Annotated in this window: 11 protein-coding genes; all 11 read right to left on the bottom strand. The window is 58.9% G+C overall.

Annotation, left to right across the window (positions count from 1 at the left end; all coding sequences use genetic code 11):
• Positions 1–66: 66 nt before the first annotated feature.
• The gene (gene rapA, locus IEX75_RS12945) at positions 67–2,907 is read right to left on the bottom strand and encodes an RNA polymerase-associated protein RapA (protein WP_188794719.1); all 2,841 of its coding nucleotides are present in this window, start codon (positions 2,905–2,907) and stop codon (positions 67–69) included.
• 126 nt (positions 2,908–3,033) lie between these two features.
• Positions 3,034–3,495, bottom strand: coding sequence for a type IV pilin protein (locus IEX75_RS12950; protein WP_188795663.1), 462 nt, complete (start codon positions 3,493–3,495; stop codon positions 3,034–3,036).
• Positions 3,496–3,563: 68 nt separating this feature from the next.
• On the bottom strand, positions 3,564–7,790 hold the full coding sequence (locus tag IEX75_RS12955; protein ID WP_229720812.1) for a PilC/PilY family type IV pilus protein: 4,227 nt from the start codon (positions 7,788–7,790) through the stop codon (positions 3,564–3,566).
• Positions 7,791–7,807: 17 nt separating this feature from the next.
• Positions 7,808–8,386, bottom strand: coding sequence for a pilus assembly PilX family protein (locus IEX75_RS12960; RefSeq protein ID WP_188794720.1), 579 nt, complete (start codon positions 8,384–8,386; stop codon positions 7,808–7,810).
• A gap of 29 nt (positions 8,387–8,415) precedes the next feature.
• The gene (locus IEX75_RS12965; RefSeq protein WP_188795667.1) at positions 8,416–9,165 is read right to left on the bottom strand and encodes a PilW family protein; all 750 of its coding nucleotides are present in this window, start codon (positions 9,163–9,165) and stop codon (positions 8,416–8,418) included.
• A gap of 3 nt (positions 9,166–9,168) precedes the next feature.
• Positions 9,169–9,717, bottom strand: a complete 549-nt coding sequence (gene pilV / locus IEX75_RS12970) for a type IV pilus modification protein PilV (protein ID WP_188794721.1) — start codon at positions 9,715–9,717, stop codon at positions 9,169–9,171.
• Entirely contained in the window at positions 9,714–10,328 is a 615-nt protein-coding gene (locus tag IEX75_RS12975) for a GspH/FimT family pseudopilin (protein ID WP_188795669.1), read from the bottom strand. The genes pilV and IEX75_RS12975 overlap by 4 nt, the downstream gene beginning before the upstream one ends.
• Positions 10,329–10,605: 277 nt before the next feature.
• A complete protein-coding gene (locus IEX75_RS12980) occupies positions 10,606–11,292 on the bottom strand; it encodes a Fe2+-dependent dioxygenase (protein ID WP_188794722.1) in 687 nt (228 codons plus the stop codon).
• A 249-nt stretch (positions 11,293–11,541) separates the two neighbouring features.
• Complete coding sequence (locus IEX75_RS12985) at positions 11,542–13,794, bottom strand: TonB-dependent receptor (protein ID WP_229720813.1); 2,253 nt, start codon at positions 13,792–13,794, stop codon at positions 11,542–11,544.
• A 329-nt stretch (positions 13,795–14,123) separates the two neighbouring features.
• Entirely contained in the window at positions 14,124–14,966 is an 843-nt protein-coding gene (locus tag IEX75_RS12990; RefSeq protein ID WP_188794723.1) for a substrate-binding periplasmic protein, read from the bottom strand.
• Between the two features lie 240 nt (positions 14,967–15,206).
• A complete protein-coding gene (locus tag IEX75_RS12995) occupies positions 15,207–17,333 on the bottom strand; it encodes a M13 family metallopeptidase (protein WP_188794724.1) in 2,127 nt (708 codons plus the stop codon).
• Positions 17,334–17,554: the final 221 nt, after the last annotated feature.

A 17,554-nucleotide genomic window follows, 5' to 3' on the forward strand; every position in this document is an offset into this window, starting at 1 on the left:
ATTCCCGCTCTGGCGGAAATGGCGGCCATAAGGAAACAGAAAGTTCTTGGTCCGGAGCAGAACGGCTTATCGCAACGCCAGAAAATCCGGACTCACCACGAACCGCACCGCATCCAAGCGCAAACGCGCCTGCGGTAGTGCTTCGAGCAGCGCCGAGCGCTCCTCTTCCACACGCACTATTTCCGCTTCGCTGATCGACGGATTCACCGCACGCAACGCGTGCAAGCGCGCCAATTCCGCATCCAGCGTTTCCCTGGCTTCCGTCACGGCAGCGGCAATACTGCTTTGCGCACGCAAGCTTGCCGCAGCCTCCGATTTTTCCAGCATTGGCGGCACCAGCTTGGCGAGGAATTTGCGGTAGCGAGGTACTTCGATCGTACGATCGCCCGCTTTGCGCACGGCCATATCGCTGGGCTGAAAGCTTGGCCGTTCGGTGAGCTTGGTATCGATGGTGGCCATGATCGGCTGCGTGGGCAGGAAACGCTCCGCATCCAGGCTACGTTCTGCCACGCATTCCAGCACGTATACGGCCTGCAATAGCGCATTGCGTGGCGGCAGCGCGTCGTCCACCATGAAAGTTGCATTGCCTCGCTCGTTGGAAAGCACCAAGTCGATGGCGCCGGCGATCATCGGATGATCCAGGCGCAACAGCGGCAATTCTTCGCGCGAGAGCGCGGTATCGCGGGAGAACGTCACCGAGACCGGGCCTTCGGCAAAACCGGGCAGGGCATCGGTGGAAAGGTATTGCGGATCGAGCAGCAGCACGTTGGCGCTGAGTTCTTCCGCGTGGATGCCGAAGGACTCCAACAAGCGCTGCTGGAAAGCATCGCGCGACGGATCATCATCTTCACGGCGGAATGCCTGCGCCAGTTCGTCCGAATGCAAATCGCGGCTTGCCGCCAACTCAAGCAAATGATCGCGACCGGCACGCATCAGCTCGGCCATCTGCTCGTGCGCAGCGCGCGTTTCGGCGAGCAGCACATCCAACTCCTGATCGCGTTGATCGTCTCCGCGTGCATGTTCTTCAGCAAGCTTCGCCAGGGTTTCACCGAAACGGCGCAGCAATTCGCGGCCGTCGGCAGGGCTGGTGCGGAAGGCATCGATGCCTTCGTCATACCAGCGCGCCAGCACATGTTGTGCGCTATCGGCCGCGGCAATGATATGGATGCTGATGTCCTGCTTCTGCCCAATGCGATCGAGACGACCGATGCGTTGCTCGAGCAGATCCGGATCCAGCGGCAGATCCCACAACACCAGGCGATGCGCGAACTGGAAATTGCGTCCTTCCGAACCGATCTCCGAGCAGATCAGCAGGCGCGCGCCATCCGGTTGAGCAAAATAGGCGGCATTACGGTCGCGCTGCACTATTCCCAAGCCTTCATGGAAACGCGCAATGCCAGCGCCAGTACGCGTACGCAGCGCTTCTTCCAATGCCAGTACCTTGGGCTGGCTGCGGCAGATCAGAAGGAATTTGTCTTGCGGATGGCGCTCGAGCAAAGCTACCAGTGTGTCAATGCGCGGGTCGTTGGCGTAATCCACTTCGAGCACCGGTGGCGGTTGCTGGATGTCTGCGTGGAATTCGACAAGTAGTGCCTGACGTGCGGTTTCATCCAGACGCTCGGCATCGACCAGTTCCCACACCGGCACGCGTTTCGGAAAGCCACCAATGCTGGCGCGGCGATTGCGGAACATCGAACGGCCGGTGCCATGGCGATCGATCAATGCCGCCAGCAGTTCGCGGCTGTGCTCTGGCTTGGTGGTATCGGCAAGGCAGGCTTGCAGCGCTGCATCGCCCTCGAAGGCTTTGCGCAACTGAGCCAGCTCGGAAGTTTCAAGTGCTGTGCGTGCCAGCAATTTGTCGGCGATGTGTGAAAGTGCCTGGAAGTGTTCCGACTCGGCGAGATAAGCGTTCAAATCGTGATAGCGCTGCGGATCGAGCAAGCGCAAACGGGCGAAGTGGCCGCTGCGGCCGAGTTGCTCCGGCGTGGCGGTCAGCAGAATCACACCGGGTGTTGCTATGGCCAATTGCTCCACCAGGGTATAGCGCGGACTGGCGCTTTCCGGTGTCCACGCCAGATGGTGTGCTTCGTCCACCACCAGCAAATCCCAACTTGCGTCCAATAGCTGCGCAGCGCGCTTAGGATTGTGTTCCAGGAAGCCGAAGTCGGCGATGACCAGTTGCTCATCTTCAAAAGGATTGGCGTCGCTGCCTGATTGCTCCAACGCCTCGCAGCGCTCTTCGTCGTAGATCGCAAAGCTCAGATTGAAACGGCGCAGCAGCTCCACGAACCACTGATACACCAGCGTATCCGGCAGCAGCACCAGCACCCGCGATGCGCGGCCGGCTGCAATCTGGCGCGCAATGATCATGCCCGCCTCGATCGTCTTGCCCAGGCCTACTTCGTCCGCCAGCAACACGCGTGGCGGACGACGTGCCGCGGCAATGCCCGCCACCCGCAGCTGATGCGGTACCAGTCCGATCCGCGCAGAAGTCAGGCCCCAGCTTGGCGAACGCCGGGCCTCTGCCCGGCGCTTCAGGCTCTCCAAGCGCAATTCGAAATGAGGCACCGGGTCGGTACGCCCGCCAATCAGCCGATCATCCGCCTGGCTGACACTCTGCTCATCATCCAGCTGTCCCTCGTGCAGCTCGCGCCCTTCGCCGCGATAGACCAGCAACCCCTCGCGCTCCTCGACCCGCTCCACGAGAAAGGCAATCCCCTTGCCAGCCACCCGCTGCCCGGCCCGAAACTCCGCCCGCACCAGCGGCGCGGAATCCACTGCATAAGGGCGTAACACCCCCGACTTGGCAAACAACACCTGTACCCCGCGCCCTTCGACGCGCAGTACGGTGCCCAGGCCGAGCTCAGGCTCGGCGGTGGAGATCCAGCGTTGACCGGGTGTGAACATCAGCCTGCATTGCGTGGTTTCGAGGGGTGTCGATTATCCGCGCAACGCTTCATGCTGGCTATGCCTCGTTGTAACAGAGGCGGTATTGGACAGGGAGGCTTGTTCAAAGCCCCCCAAGTTTCTTGCTTACCAACAACTGGTCCCGCCGCTACCAGTCGCGGTTGCTCCGGTGTTTGTCTGATTGCCGAGGTAGTCGATCTGGTAAGTCCCGCATACATCACCGGCCTGGGTGCTGGTCGATACCGGCGTTGCCGTGGCGGTGTAAGTTGAAGCGGTGGTACCACCGGAGGCAGGGGCAGTGATCGTCACGCTGTAGTAGTCCTCACCGGTGTTGTTGGGGACTTGGATGGTGTTGCTGGTCACGTTTGAATAGCCAAGCGTAGCCATCTCAGCGGTGTAATAGTTATTGGTGGAATAGAACGTTTCTTCACGCCGCGCCAGGTCGAGCAATGCCGACTTGGCGGACGATTCGCGCGATTGCTGGATCTGCTTTTTGTAAGCAGGAATGGCAATCGCAGCGAGAATGCCAACGATTGCCACCACAATCATCAGTTCAATCAACGAGAAGCCATCGTAATCGCGCCACATTACGCGTGTGGCGCGACGATGACTGGGTGCTTTGTCGAATGTCTTAGCCATTGCCATATCACCTTGTCTCAGCGCAATTGCAGCCACGTCAACCGCTGCCCGGTTTGTCCGCCGGGGGGGTTGATCTGATTGACGGTACCAACACCCGAAACGGTCTGATTGACCAGATAAGGTTGGCCTTTCGCCGTCACTACTGACGGACTGCCTACCGCACTGAGTGCGATGCCGCTAATGGAGCCGCTGATCACAACGCCCGTGGTATCGGAGAAGAAGGAGTTGGTGAAGCCGCCGCCCGTTGCCGGATTCAACGCCATCGTCCAGCCCGCCGTTGTCACCACGGTGCAGCTCAGCGGGGAGTTGTTCGCCGGAATCGTCGTATTCACGATAAAGGCACCTTCGGATTCGATCGGGCTGTAGATGACCTGTTCGGTCTGATTACTGCCGCCCACCCAGGACACGCCGTTATAAGCAGGCAGGTTCAGATACCAACCGAACTGGCTACCGGCTACGTTAACGAGGTTACCGCTCGAATTGGTCGTTGCGCACGTTGAGCCTTCCATGCATACGGTGTTCTCGCTCACCGTGCGATAGCCCAGGATGGTGGAAGTGGAGCTGCTTGATGTCGTGGTGCTGGTTATCGTCTGTTGTTCCAGGTTGCTTTGCGTAATAGGCGAAGATGCCGTGGGTGTACCTGTCGAGCCGACACTCAGGCCGGCATAGCCTGCGCCTGCTGTACCTGCCACCCCCATGCCCCAGTCCCAAATGCCGTATAGCGTTTGCGGTCCGCCCGAATAGGTGGCGCTGGACGTTACGGATTGCGGCTGGATGGAGCCAGTGCCGAATTCCACCAATACGTAAGGTGTATTGGAGCTTGAACTCGGCTCCGTCGTTGCGACCACGACCAACTGGGTGGTAATCGGCTGCGGACTGATCACCGTGTAAGTGGTGGTGTTGCCACTCGTCGTACTGGTGGTGCCGTATGCATAGGTGGATTGTTGCGACGGTGCCACCGGCGACAGAACGGTAATCGTCGGTGTCGATGTGGTGGTGGTCGTGGTACCGCCGCTGGTTGTCGTGGTGGTGGTGTACACCGTCTTGATCGGCGGCGTGGTGAACAATGGTGTGGCTGAGCTGTTCCCGTAGCTGGAAACCCCCCAGTTGGCAGGGTTGCTGCTGGTCAGGTCAAAACGCCAGATATTGCCGTACGCGTCGCCTGCATAAACGTAGTCGGCAATGTGGTCGCCATCGAGGTCGACGGCGGAGACATAACCAATGCCGTTGGGATTGCTCGCACTGCCCACACCCGTATCCAGGAAATAGACGGTCGACGAGGTTTGGCTGCTAGCGCTGATGGCACCGTTGCCGTTGATCAACATGACATAGATGCCGGCATGGCCTGTGACGCTGTTGAAGCCGTTACCGAAGATGATCGCCCACCCGCCATTGTGCAGGCGGCGGATCTCCGGCGTGCCGACGGTCTGGCCTAGCGACTTGCCGCACACGCTGCTGGATGTATCGGTCTTGCATACGAGTGTAGTGGCGACCGAACTGCCTGTAACGGCCGTACTCCACTCGCCAATCACGCTGCCGGTGCCGAAAGCGTTGGTACCGAGATCCGTGATATCAAGCGCGAAGATGGCATTGCCGCCGACACCCAGTCCACTTACCAGCCAGGTGTGCCAGGCGTTGCCGTAGAACAGGTCGCCGGTACCCGGTGTGGCATCCATGTAGAAGTTGTGCGCGTAGTTGACGGAGGAGTAATCCAGCGTCGAGGTGGCAGCGTTGTGGATCGTCGACAGTACTGCGCCCGGGATATAGGCAAGCACTTCCTTGCCGTCGTTCGCGGTGCCGTTGGCGCAAAGGTTATAGATGCCGTTGGTGTTTTGGCTTGCACATGCATAGGTACCGTCGGTGTTGTAGTAGCCGGACTCAAAACCATGCATGAAACCGTCGTTCGAACCCACATAGACCACGTTCAAGCGCTTGGCTTCGCCGTTGGTGCCGCCGCCGGCGAAGGTTCCATAAGTAATGGCGCCAGTTGCGTTCTCAGCCATCGTTTGTGTGGGGTAAAGCAGGTCCGACCAGGTGTTCGGATAAGGCGACAATGGTGGTCCCACCCAAACGGGGCTGGAGTCGATGATGTCGCCCAGCACGCTGGTACGCGCACGGAAATTGTCGTAAGACCCCGCCGCATTGACCACCGACTTGCCTGATTGGGTCACTTCGTTGGTGCGATCGCCACCCAGGTAGGCGACGCGGTCCTGCGCCACCTGACTGGCGTTTGTGACGCCACTGTCATTGGAGCCCAGCCAGCTTTGTTCGTTCGTGGTCAGGCGACCCCAGCTAAAGGGCGCAGCGCCCGCGCTGGAGGCATTGTCATTCGGGCCGCCAGTCCAGGTCACCATGTTGCGACTGCCAGTCCCTTGTGCCGTCATGCCGGTTTGACCGGTTGCCGTACAGCTACCACCGGTGAGGACACATGAAGCGTCCCAGTTCGCCGCGCTTGAAATCGATACCGTGCCAGTGGTGGCGTTGTAGACGAGATTCTGCGAATCCAGCTCGCCCCACCAGTTGTTGGGATGGTAGTAAGCCAGGTACACCTGCGTACCGGTTTGCACTTGGCCGGTCTGCTGGGTGTTGATACCGGCCGAGCTGGCCGATACGTTCGCCGGCGTGGCCTGGAAGCAGGTGATCTCGTGAACGTTTTGGCTGCCGCCGGTGGAGCCACCGAAGCCAAACAGGAAATTCGCCGGCATGGCGCCATTGGACGAAGAAATATCTTGTGAGGTCAGCACGGGCACATAGTTGCCGCCGTTGTAGCTGTACCACAGGCTTAGCAGACCGGTCTGAGTGATTTGCAGCTTGTACGCGATAGGTGTGGCGGTAGCACGCGTCAATGCGTTTTCGTTGGCGATCGGTGTTGTACTGGGCAGATTGATGTAAGCGTTAGGAATCGCCGGATAGTCGGGAATGGTCGCTACGTTGGTGTTAGTTGTTGTTGGAGTGACGCTAACGGGATAGTAAGAACCACTGATCAGTGCGAACGGGGTGCCTGTGCCGGTGTAGTTGTCGTTTTGGGCTTGCGTAGTCGATGCCAACGTTGAGCCCGCAGTCGCATAGCTATAGGTTGTCGTCGTTACGGTCCCCGAAATACTGCAGACTGTCCCATCGTTAGGGTCGGTATAGGTAGAAGGCGTTGGCGTAAACTTCTGGCTCGATACTGATTGATTCTGCTGATATAGCTGTGTTCCTGCCGATAGCAGGATCTGACTTCCGGTCAACGGGCCCGCTCCACCCGTTGATGTGGGTGCGGGTTGATCGTTGCTGCAAGTACTTCTGTGGCCACTCACCTTGGTATAGGTGTAAGAAGTGGTAACCAGATTGGTGTATGCGTTGTTGGTCAGGTAAGAGTACGTATACGTGTAATAAGCGGGGCCGTAACGGTAAGTGCCACCATTCAAGCACGTAGCCTGCACATCTGATTCGCTGGCCTGCGAGTTATAAGTCTGTAATGTCGTGAGGTTGACGTTGCCGTAGCCGCGCAAGCCAATGCGTTGAGGCTGATACTGCACGCCATTGCCGCCATTGCTATTGGTTGCCTGCTGGCCGGTCGCTGTGTTGTCACCGTTATAGGTATAGCCAAGGCCGGTCACCGAACCGTTGAGATAGTTGCCGTACTCATCCATGCCCAGGCCGATATACCCGCCCACCATACCGTCATAGGGGTTGTTGACGTTCGAACAGCTATAGCCAAGGCTGCCGCCGAATGCGCCAATTTGGGGGGCGTAGGTCTTGGTGCCATTGCTGGTTGTGGATGAAACCTTGGAGGCATCCAGCAGGTAAAAACCGATACCGTCAGCACCATCGCCTGCGCCACCGCCCCCGTTGCCGGTGTAGGCGTAGGTGGTAAAGGTGACCTGGATGCCTTGGCTCGACGAAAACGGTGTGTTCGAAATAATGGCGCCGTTCTGGCTGCCATAGCAGTTGCCACCCGGACCGCCCACGCAACCGTTGGTCAGTCGCAGTGCACCGCTGCCTGCGCTGTCGACATTGTTGGTCAGGCCCGCCTGGGTTTGACCGCTGTAATAGCTAAGTCCATTGCAGGCAGGAATAGTGCCAGTACCGTTGCCAGCGGTCAGGCAAGCTCCGTTGGAGGGAATCCAGTTCAGGGCGGCTGACGTGCCGGTAAAGCTGTCCTGCACGACATTGGTAGAAGTTTGTGCATGGGCCGCGGGCCACGCTGCCGCAAGACCGATAAGTGCGAGCCAGCTTGCGAATATCCGAATGGTTTTCATGTGATTCGACCCTGTATTTATGGTCCGCAAGACAAGCACTTGGTATTGGTCGACAACTCATACGTGCTCTGCACCACCGCAATGGCACTGGGCGTGCTGCCATAGCTCAGGGCGGTGACTTGATAGATCTGGCCGGCACCACCCGGTGCCGCACCGAGGTACTGGTAGTAGTACTGCGGGTTGGCGTAATACGAGTTGTTGCTGCTCGTCGTCGATACGGTGATAGCCGGTTGCATGCTGGTGTACGCCTGGTAAGCGGCCAGTGTGGTGACGCCAGTTGCCGACGTGGGGTTTGTAATGCTGTATGCGTTCGTGCAGATCGTCAGCGTGGTGAACACCGTGCCTGATGCACAACTGGTCGATGAAGGCAGGCTCGCTGCGTTATGTACCAATACGTATTCGGCGTACTGCAGCGTGCTTTGCGCAAGTTGGAATGAACGCCCCTTTTCCTTGGTGTTCGAAGCAACGTTTTCCTGCAGGGTGAAATTGTGATACATGCTGACAGCCAGCAACGTCATCACGATCAGCATCAACAGGCTGGCGATCAGCACGAAGCCGCCTTCTTTTTGTGCTCTGGTTTTGAGGGTGCTTGGCATGGAAGTTCTCTTGATCGTCACAGCGGCAATCACTTCGCCTGCTGTGGCAGCGAAACGATTCGACTAATCACCGGTAGCGTCGATGACGTTTGGCCGGCTTGGCCAGGTAGCCCGTATAACGGGTTTACAAAGGTGAGTTGCAAGTTGACTGACTGTACATAGCCCCACTGAGCAGAGGACATCTGGTCGGCAGTCAGGTATTCAACGACCGAATTGTCTTGTTGCGAGCTGGATACGCCGTAGTACACCTCGAAGCCCTTGACACCCGTAACGATCGTTTGTGCCGTATTGCTGTTGACGGAGCAGGTCAAATTGTTATTAGTGATCTGAAAGGTGTTGGTGACTACCGTTTGTGCGGTATCGGTCTGGCCCAGGCAATCAAGCGTATTGCCCGAGGTCGGATCAGCCATGAAACGCAGCGCCAGCGTGTCGTTAGTCGGGTTCGAGCTCGAATGGGTGCCGTAAATCACCTGTCCCGCGGTGGCGAATGTGCTGTTGGTAATAAAAACGTTGGTCTGTGTGTAGGGCGTGCTGGGTGGGCTGGTACCGTAGTTCGCCGCTACGGGGTAATAGCCAGCCGTTTGCACGGCGTTACCCAGAATGATCAGCGCCATGCGCTGGTTGTCCTGCACCTGCGCCAACTGACTTTGTGCCGAGAACGTTTGGCGCGTCTGAAACCATACGGCGAACAGGCCGGCGAGCAGGAATGTGCCGATGAGCAGTGCGATCATCAGCGAGATCAAACTCAAGCCGCGCTGGTTATGACGATGCATATTCATGGCTCAGATCTGGTTGACCAGCGTGTAGGACATGGGTATCGACGTAGCAGTGGTGGCGTTTTTGGTGCCACTGTTGAGTGCCGCCGCGGACTTCTCTGACCAGGTGATGTTGATGCTGCAACCTACTGGTGCGCTCGATTTGCACGTGATGGTGGCGCTTGCACCGGGTACCTGCCCGAGCAATTGATTTGCCCATTGCTGCACGTCATAGCCAGCCAGAGTGGTGGCTGTACAAGTGGTGTTGAGGCAACCGCCAGATGGCGCGGAGGGGGCGTTGCTACTAATGACCGGCGTCGTAGGGCTGCTGGAGGAAGGGGTGATGGTGAAAGTAGGTGAATTGTTGGCCCAATAATCAGGGTTGGCACTCATGGCATCGGCCAGGCTACGCGCCTGGATCGCCACCAGCGATTCAAGTTGCGAGCCGTGCGTACTGGATAGCGCCGAAGCCTGCATGGCAGCAATGCCAATCAGGCCGATGGAGAGAACCACTAGCGCAACCAGCACTTCCAGCAGACTGAAGCCGCGCGCCCGATGGCGATCAAGATGGATCATGGGCAAGCCCCCTGCTGGCTATTCTGTTCGGAATCCACAGTGATGTTGCCGGCCTCGGACAAGATCACACAGCGGCGCCAGGTCGCGTTGTTGGTGGCGTCGTGCAAGGTCAGCGTGCCGGTATTGCCGAAATTGGTCGCGGTACCGAAGCTGTTTGTGCCGCCCATGCGGTTGAAGGTGATGCCAGTCGTCGTGCCCGCCGTTGAGGAATACACCAGGGTATCGCTACCGGTGAAGGGGCCATGGATGCGCAGCAGCGTGTCACCGCTGGTGGTGAAGGTTTGATTGTTGGCGGTATCGATAAAAACGATCCAGCCAGTGTTCCACTCGGTGCTGTTGGCGCAGGCAGGGGTCGTGGTTGACGGTGTGGCGGTAGGGTTGGCCGAAGGACAGATGGTTACTGTCAAGCCTTGCTTGATCGCTGCAGAACGCGCCAATTCGATGCTGGTGGCCAGATCATTGATCTCGCCAGCCATCCTGCCTTGCGTTGTAACGCTCTTATAGGAAGGAATGGCAAGAGCAAGCACAACGGCGATGATCGCTATCACCACCATCAACTCGACGATGGTGAACCCTTCCGTCGGCCTGCGATGCGCCCGCATCGTACTCATTGACCGCCCCTGTATCGCGTTGGCTAGCGCTCGTTTGTATTTACCGGACGAGGTCCGGTCCCCTGTTTACCCTGGCGGGCCTGCCGGCTATGTGCCAGGCGTTGTCACCAAGGGCTAAGCATGTAAGTCTCGGGACAATTATCTTGTAGGGGTGCACTGAATTGAACGACCGCTGGTCGGGGGAAAAGCGCCGCCTGTCGCCGAAATGTTGACGCACATCAAAAAGACACGGCGCTGGGATGCGTCAAAGGGCCAGCGCGGAGCTGGTCGCAGGCGTTCAGACGTCTGACCACATCCGCAGCAGGTTGTGATAGACCCCGGTAAGTCGCACACGCGCAGCATCATCCGCATTCGTCGCAGCAAGCCGCTGTATCGCGTTATCCATGTCGAACAGCATCGTGCGCTGCCCATCATCACGCACCATGCTTTGCACCCAGAAAAAACAAGCTAATCGCGTGCCTCGTGTGACGGGATTCACGCGATGCAGGCTGCTGGCCGGATAAAGAATCATGTCGCCGGCAGGGAGTTTTACGGTCTGCGTGCCGTAGGTATCTTCGATCAGCAGTTCGCCGCCGTCATAGCTGTCGGGTGATGCCAGGAAGAGGGTGGCGGAGAGATCGGTGCGGATTTTTTGGCCGGTGCCTGGGAGGAGGCGAATGGAGCCGTCGACGTGGTTGCCGAAGTGCATGCCGCCTTGGTAGCGGTTGAACATCGGTGGATAGATGCGGTTGGGTAGTGCTGCGCTGATGAAGAGCGGGTGGCGTTCCAGTGAGGCGAGCACGATGTTGCCGAGTTCGATGGCGAGCGGAGAGCCTTCGGCGAGTTGTTGGTTTTGTTTGACGTGGACGCCCTGGTGGCCGGCGGTGATGCGGCCGTCGGTCCAGGGGGCGTCGGTGGCGTCGAGGCGTTGGCGGAAGTGGGCGACTTGGTTGGTGGCGAGCAGAGTGGGGATGTGGACCAGCATGTTGAAGTCCTTGTAAATATCGACTCTGAATTTAGGGCTAGCTGAAAGGCACCAAGTTGCCTGACGTCATTCCGGCGAAGGCCGGAATCCAGTTTTAATAGGTTGTGCGAAGCACTCAAAACCTTTATGTCGTGCGCTACGCACGTCATTCTTGACTGGATTCCGGCTTTCGCCGGAATGACGATTCGCTCTGACATAGCATGGATGAGGATATTAAGTCCGGAGCCATTGTCAGCGCTGTAAGAGACGTTAAAACTTATAAGTAAACATTGCCAACGCCGTACGCCCAATCCCCGGTACCGCACGCCCACCATCCGACGGAATCAACGCATCGAAATAATGCTTGTTGGCGAGGTTCAACAGATTGAGCCGAATGTCGTAGGTCGGTTGATGGTACGCCACCATGGCATCCCAGCGCGTGTAGCCGCCTACGCTGGTCTTGTCCGTATTGGCGGCAAAGCGTTGCGACATGTAAGTGGGGCCGCCACCGGCTTCCCAGTGCTGCGCGAAGGTATAGGTGGTCCATGTGGTGAAGGTATGGCGTGGCGTGTTGGCGGGCACGTTGCCCTGGGTGCCATCCAATGCCTTCACGATTTTGCCGTCCATGTAGCTGTACCCGGAGAATATCTGCCAGTGGTCGGTGACATGCCCAACGGCGCTGAGTTCTGCACCGCGCACGCGGATGTTGCCGTCCAGCGTGTACTCCCCCGACGATGTCTGCGTGCGCGCGTTGGTCTGGTCCAGGTTATAGAGCGCAGCGGTAAGGCCCAGCATGTCATCCGCCAGGTTCCACTTGCCGCCGATTTCGTAGGAACGATTCTTGGTGGGCGCAAGGTTCTGCGTGCCGCTGGTGAGCGTGAGCTGTTCAAGTACCGGATCGAACGAGGTGCCGTATGACACATAGTAAGACTGCTTTTCGCTAGGCTGATAGATCACGCCGCCGCGCACGCTGGTGAAATACACCGTCTGCTGCGCGTATGCAGGCGCGGAAATCGTGTTGCTGATGTGCGCATCGAAGCGGTCACGGCGCACGCCAGCCACGACCATCCAGTGATCGTTGAACTTGATGGTGTCGTTGGCGTAAACGGCAGCTGTTTTACCGACCGATTGCGCATAGTTGCCTACCGTGGTGGTGACGTTGGAAGGCGTGGCTTCTTGCACGGGATCCAGCAAGGAAAGCAATGGCAGACCATTCCGCGTGTAAGCCTGGTTGTTGTAGGTTTCGCGCGCCAGCTCCATGCCCGTGACCAGCGTGTGCTCCCACGTACCTGTGGAGAATTTGGTAGTCAGGTCAGTCTGGCTGTCCAACAGTTTGTCGTGAATGACGCGATCGTGGCTGGCAAGCTGCGCGTACAAATCCTGCAGCGGCAGGTTGGTGGGATTGCCGAGCGTCTTGTTGAGCGTCACGCCGCTGGCAGTAACGATGCTGTTGGCGGCGGTTTCACGCGCATCGGTGCGGTAATCGCTGTATTGCAGCTGCGTGCGCAGGCTGATGCTGTCGGAGAACGTGTGTTCCAGGCGTGCATTGAAGGCGTTGACGCTCTGCACGGTGCGGTCATCGGTGAGGCCGTACCAGTTTTTGGGGTTCACATGCGCCGGACGTCCATTGATCGGCGGCAGGCCGTAGTCGGGCATGTCGTGGTTGCGCTGAATCAAGGCCGATAGCGTGATTTGCGTCGGTGTGCCGATGCCAAAGCGCACCGCGGGCGCAATGCCGCCGTCGCGATTGTTCAACACGTCGCGCGTGGTGTGCATGTCTTGCCCGTAAATGTTCAAGCGTGCGGCAGCGGTGTCCGACAGCGGTTGATTGATGTCACCCGTCAGGCGGTAGCGATCGCTGGTGCCCACGGTTGCGCTGATTTCTCCAAAGGGTTTCAGCTCCGGCTCCTTGGTCACCTGGTTGATCACGCCACCGGTGGAGCCGCGGCCAAACAGCATGGAAGAGGGGCCTTTCAGCACTTCGACGGCGTCGAGATCGAACACATCGCGGTAATACTGGCCAGGGTCGCGGAAACCATCCAGATAGATGTCCGTACGCGCAGTAAAACCGCGCAGATTGATGTTGTTGCCGATCTGTCCGCCTTCCGCGGCGCCGATGGTGATGCCGGGAACATTGCGTAACGCATCCTGCAGCGACGTGGCGCCTTGCGCTTCCATTAGATCGCGATTCACTACCACCACGGTCTGCGGGATATCGCGCAGCGATGTCGGCATTTTGGCGCCCACGCTGGATGTGTCGGTGGTGTAGTCGTTACCGATAACGCTGCCGGTAACGTGCACCGGCTTCAGGGTTCGCGAATCGGGCGGCGTGTCGCTGGAGGAAGGGGTAGTTTGCGCGTGGGCGGCAACGGGAAGGCTCAGGGCCAGCAGCAGGGCGGTTTGCAGGGGTGAAGTGCGGAAGTTAGCGGGCATGGGCAACGATGTCGGCAAGGTGGGAAGGAGCAGAACCGGCTTGGCTGGCTGCTTGAGTGCGCTGCGGCGAATGCCTTTGACGCGTCTCAATCCCGCTTGCCGCCACGAAAGGCGTTCTGCAAATGCGAATCGTTACTATTCTTACATGCGGTTAGATAGATGTGAAGCGGTTTGTAGGCCCTCACCGGAATGGAGGGGCTGTTCAAAGAAGGCGAGTAAGTGGCTATACGCGAAGAAAAAAACATCCGCCACGCTTGGAGGTGGCGGCGCTGAGGCTAATGCGTATGTTTGCTGGTGCCGGACGGGGGCGGCAGCAATCAGCGGCGCAAGCGTCTATTCGGCTGGCGAAAGTCGAGGGGGCGGTGATGGCCAGAGACCCCGGAGACCCCGGCGTCGCCGGAGTCTCTGGTCCTAAAGCCTCACTGCATCAATTGCACCCAAACCGCATGGTGGATCCAGAAATCCTCGCGTGACCGAATCCAGCCGGAGGCCTGCTGGTAAATCAGCCATGCATTGATCACGTCGAGCAGATCGTCATCGCTGCGGCGTACGGCGAATCCATGGGCTGTCCTGCCATACGTCTGCACGTCGAGCGTACGCAACTGGTTTGCATAGGTTTTCGCCAAAGCAGTCGGCACCGGTTCTTCGGCCATGAATCCATCCAGCTTGCCGTTGCGCAGATCCTTGATGGCCTGTGCTTCGTCCTGCACTTCGACGATTTTGCTTTGTCCGAAATAATCTTTGGTGGTGGCTGCGGTTACCGTTCCCGACAACACACCGATGGTGTGCGAGCTGCCGCTTTGCAGCTTGGTGGCATCGTCCATGCCGATGGCTTGCCGGTTCACCACCATGCCCAAGGCATAGTCGCCATAGGGATGGCTGAATTTCAACAGCAGCGCGCGTTGAGGTGTGATGCTCAACCCCGAACTCAATAGATCGAAGCGATGTGCGCGCAAGTCATCAATCGCGTGCTCCCAGGTGGTGGGAACGAATTCGAGCTTCCAGTTCATGTCTTGTGCAAGCTGCCTGAGCAAGTCGATTTCCAGGCCGCTCCATTGCCCGCTGCTATCGCGGAATACCCAGGGTGCATTGATGGCGACACCTGCTCTCAGAACACCGCTCTTCTGGATGGCGGCCAGGCTGTTTTCTTGCGCCTGGGATGCGGCCGGGTGATCCGCGGCCAATGTCGTGCAAGAAATGTGAAAGAGCCCGAGTGCAACAACAAACAACATCAACCGCCGACATGCACCAAGTAAGTTCATGGCGAAATCTCGCTATGGTGGGTAGGGATGTGATGGATCGTGTAGCGGCTTGATGATTGAGCGATGGCGGAGTGAACGCAAGCGGGCCGCGTTTGACGATTGTAGGTTGGGTTAGCGCAGCGTAGCCCAACGGTCGAGGCGGCATCGTTGGGTTACGCTGCGCTAACCCAACCTACAGCTAAAGAAAAAGCCCTGCATTTGCGTGCAGGGCTTTAGTTTCTAGTTCGAAGATCGCGCGACTTACCAGATCTTCACCTGCTTGTCGCCATCGCGAACCATGGCATCGCCAGTCTTGCACTGGAACGCTTCCGAAAACGCTGCCATGTTCGATGGTGCGCCAATAGCGCGCAGCGAAGCAGGTGCATGCGGATCGATGTTGAGGTACAGCTCGGCCTGCTTTTCACGTGTGTTGTTGCGCCACACGCGTGCCCAGCTCAGGAAGAAGCGCTGATCCTGGGTGTAGCCGTCGATCTTGTCCTGTGCCTCGCTCGGGTTCTTCTTCAGCGCATCCTGCAGTGCGTCGTAAGCCACATTCAGGCCGCCGAGGTCGGCGATGTTTTCGCCCAGGGTCAGTTGGCCGTTGACGTGCAGGTCCGGCTTGTCCTTGAGCGGTGCATAGCCGTTGAACTGGTCGACCAGCTTGCCGGTGCGTGACTTGAACTGCGCCTTGTCCTGCGCCGTCCACCAATCGGCCTTGTTGCCGTCGCCATCGAACTGCGAACCCTGGTCGTCGAAGCCGTGGCTGGATTCGTGGCCGATCACCGCGCCGATGCCGCCGTAGTTGATCGCGTCGTCGCCGCTGGCATAGAAGAACGGCGGCTGCAGGATCGCGGCCGGGAAGTTGATGGTGTTGGTGCTGGGGTCGTAGTAGGCATTCACCGTTTGCGGCGTCATGCCCCACTCGGTGCGGTCGGTGGGCTTGCCGATGTGGCCGATGTCGTACTGGTAGTTGAATTTGGCGGCGGCCTGCACGTCGCCGTAGTAGTCGCCCTGCTTGATGTCCAGGCCATCCCAGCTACGCCAGTGGTCCGGATAGCCGATCTTGGGCAGGAACTTGCCCCATTTGTCCAACGCCTTCTGCTTGGTGGCATCGCTCATCCAATCCAGATGCTGGATGCGATCCTTCAGTGCGTCACGCACGTTGGTCACCAAGACCTCGGCACGCTGCTTGGCTTCCGGCGTGAACTCCTTGGCCACATACAGCTGGCCCAGTGCTTCACCCATGGAAGCGTTCACGGCGCCCAGCACGCGCTTCCACAGCGGCTTCTGTTCCGGCTGGCCGGACAGCGTCTTGCCGTAGAAGTCGAAGCGGTTGTCCTGGAAGGCGGTGCTCAGGTACGGCGACGCACCGCTGATGGCATGGAAGCGCAGGTAAGCCTGCCACTGCGAGATCGGTGCGGTGGTCATCAGCTTGTCGAATGCGGCGAAGAACTTCGGCTGCGACAGCGAGAAGCCCTTGTCGATGGTCACGCCCTGAGCCTTGAAGAAATCGCCCCAGTTGAAGTGCGGGGTGATCTTGTCCGCTTCGGCCACGCTCACGAAGTGGTATTGGTTGTCCAGGTCGCGCATTTCCGTGGGCGAGAGCGAGGCTTGCGCCAGCTTGGTCTCGAACGCCAGCACGTCATCGGCCTGCTTCTTGGCATCCGCTTCGGACACGCCGGTCAGCGCCAGCGACTTGGCGATATAGCCTTTGTAAGCGTCGCGGATGTCCGCGTATTTCTTGTCGGTGTAGTAGTCCCGTGTGGGCAGGCCCAGGCCATCCTGGTTGGCGTAGCCGATCTGGATCTTGGCATCCTTGAAGTCGGCGCCAGAGCCGAAGTCGAATACCTGGTTGTCGCCCTCGGCGAAACGGTCGGTGATGTACTTGGCCAAGTCGCTCGGCGTCTTCAGCGCATCGATCTGCGCCAGCTGCGGCTTGATCGGGTCGTAGCCGAGCTTGTTGACGGTGTCCTGGTCCATGCCGGCCTGGTACAGGTAGCCAATCTTCTGCTCGATCGAACCCGACTTGGCCTGTGAGGCATTCTTGGCTGCGGAGTCAACGATGTCGTGCTGGGTGTTCAGGCTCTTCTCGGCCAGCGCGTCGAACGCGCCCCAGCGGGTGCGGTCCTGCGGAATGGGATTGGCGGCGATCCACTTGGCATTGACGAAGCTGTTGAAGTCCTGGCACGCGTTGATGGCGGTATCCAGTTCGCTGGCATCGAACACGCTGACCGGCTTGGCGGCGCTGGCGGTGGTGGATGCAGCGGCGGGCGCGGTGGACGCCGGGGCAGGGGCCGGTGCCTGGGCTTGTTCCTGCTTGCCGCAGGCGGCCAGGGCAAAGGCGACGCTGGCGGCCAGCAACAGTGGCTTCAAATGCTTGATGGTCATGTATATCCCTCTGTAAAGAGTCGAATGATTCGCCCGCAGGCGGTCCCAGCTATGGCTGGCCGCGCAGTGGACGTTCCCCGGGTATCGCGGCCATGACTCTCCAAGCTAGGCCAAAGGTCACGGGGGACACAGTGTCAAAGGTCAGGGTAGGGGTGTAGGTACAGGCAACGACTATTTGTACGTCATGGCTATGAGTTGCCGGCGAACAAGCAAGCGAGCCC

The sequence above is a fragment of the Dyella nitratireducens genome (assembly GCF_014642835.1).
In the GTDB taxonomy this organism is placed as follows: domain Bacteria; phylum Pseudomonadota; class Gammaproteobacteria; order Xanthomonadales; family Rhodanobacteraceae; genus Dyella_B; species Dyella_B nitratireducens.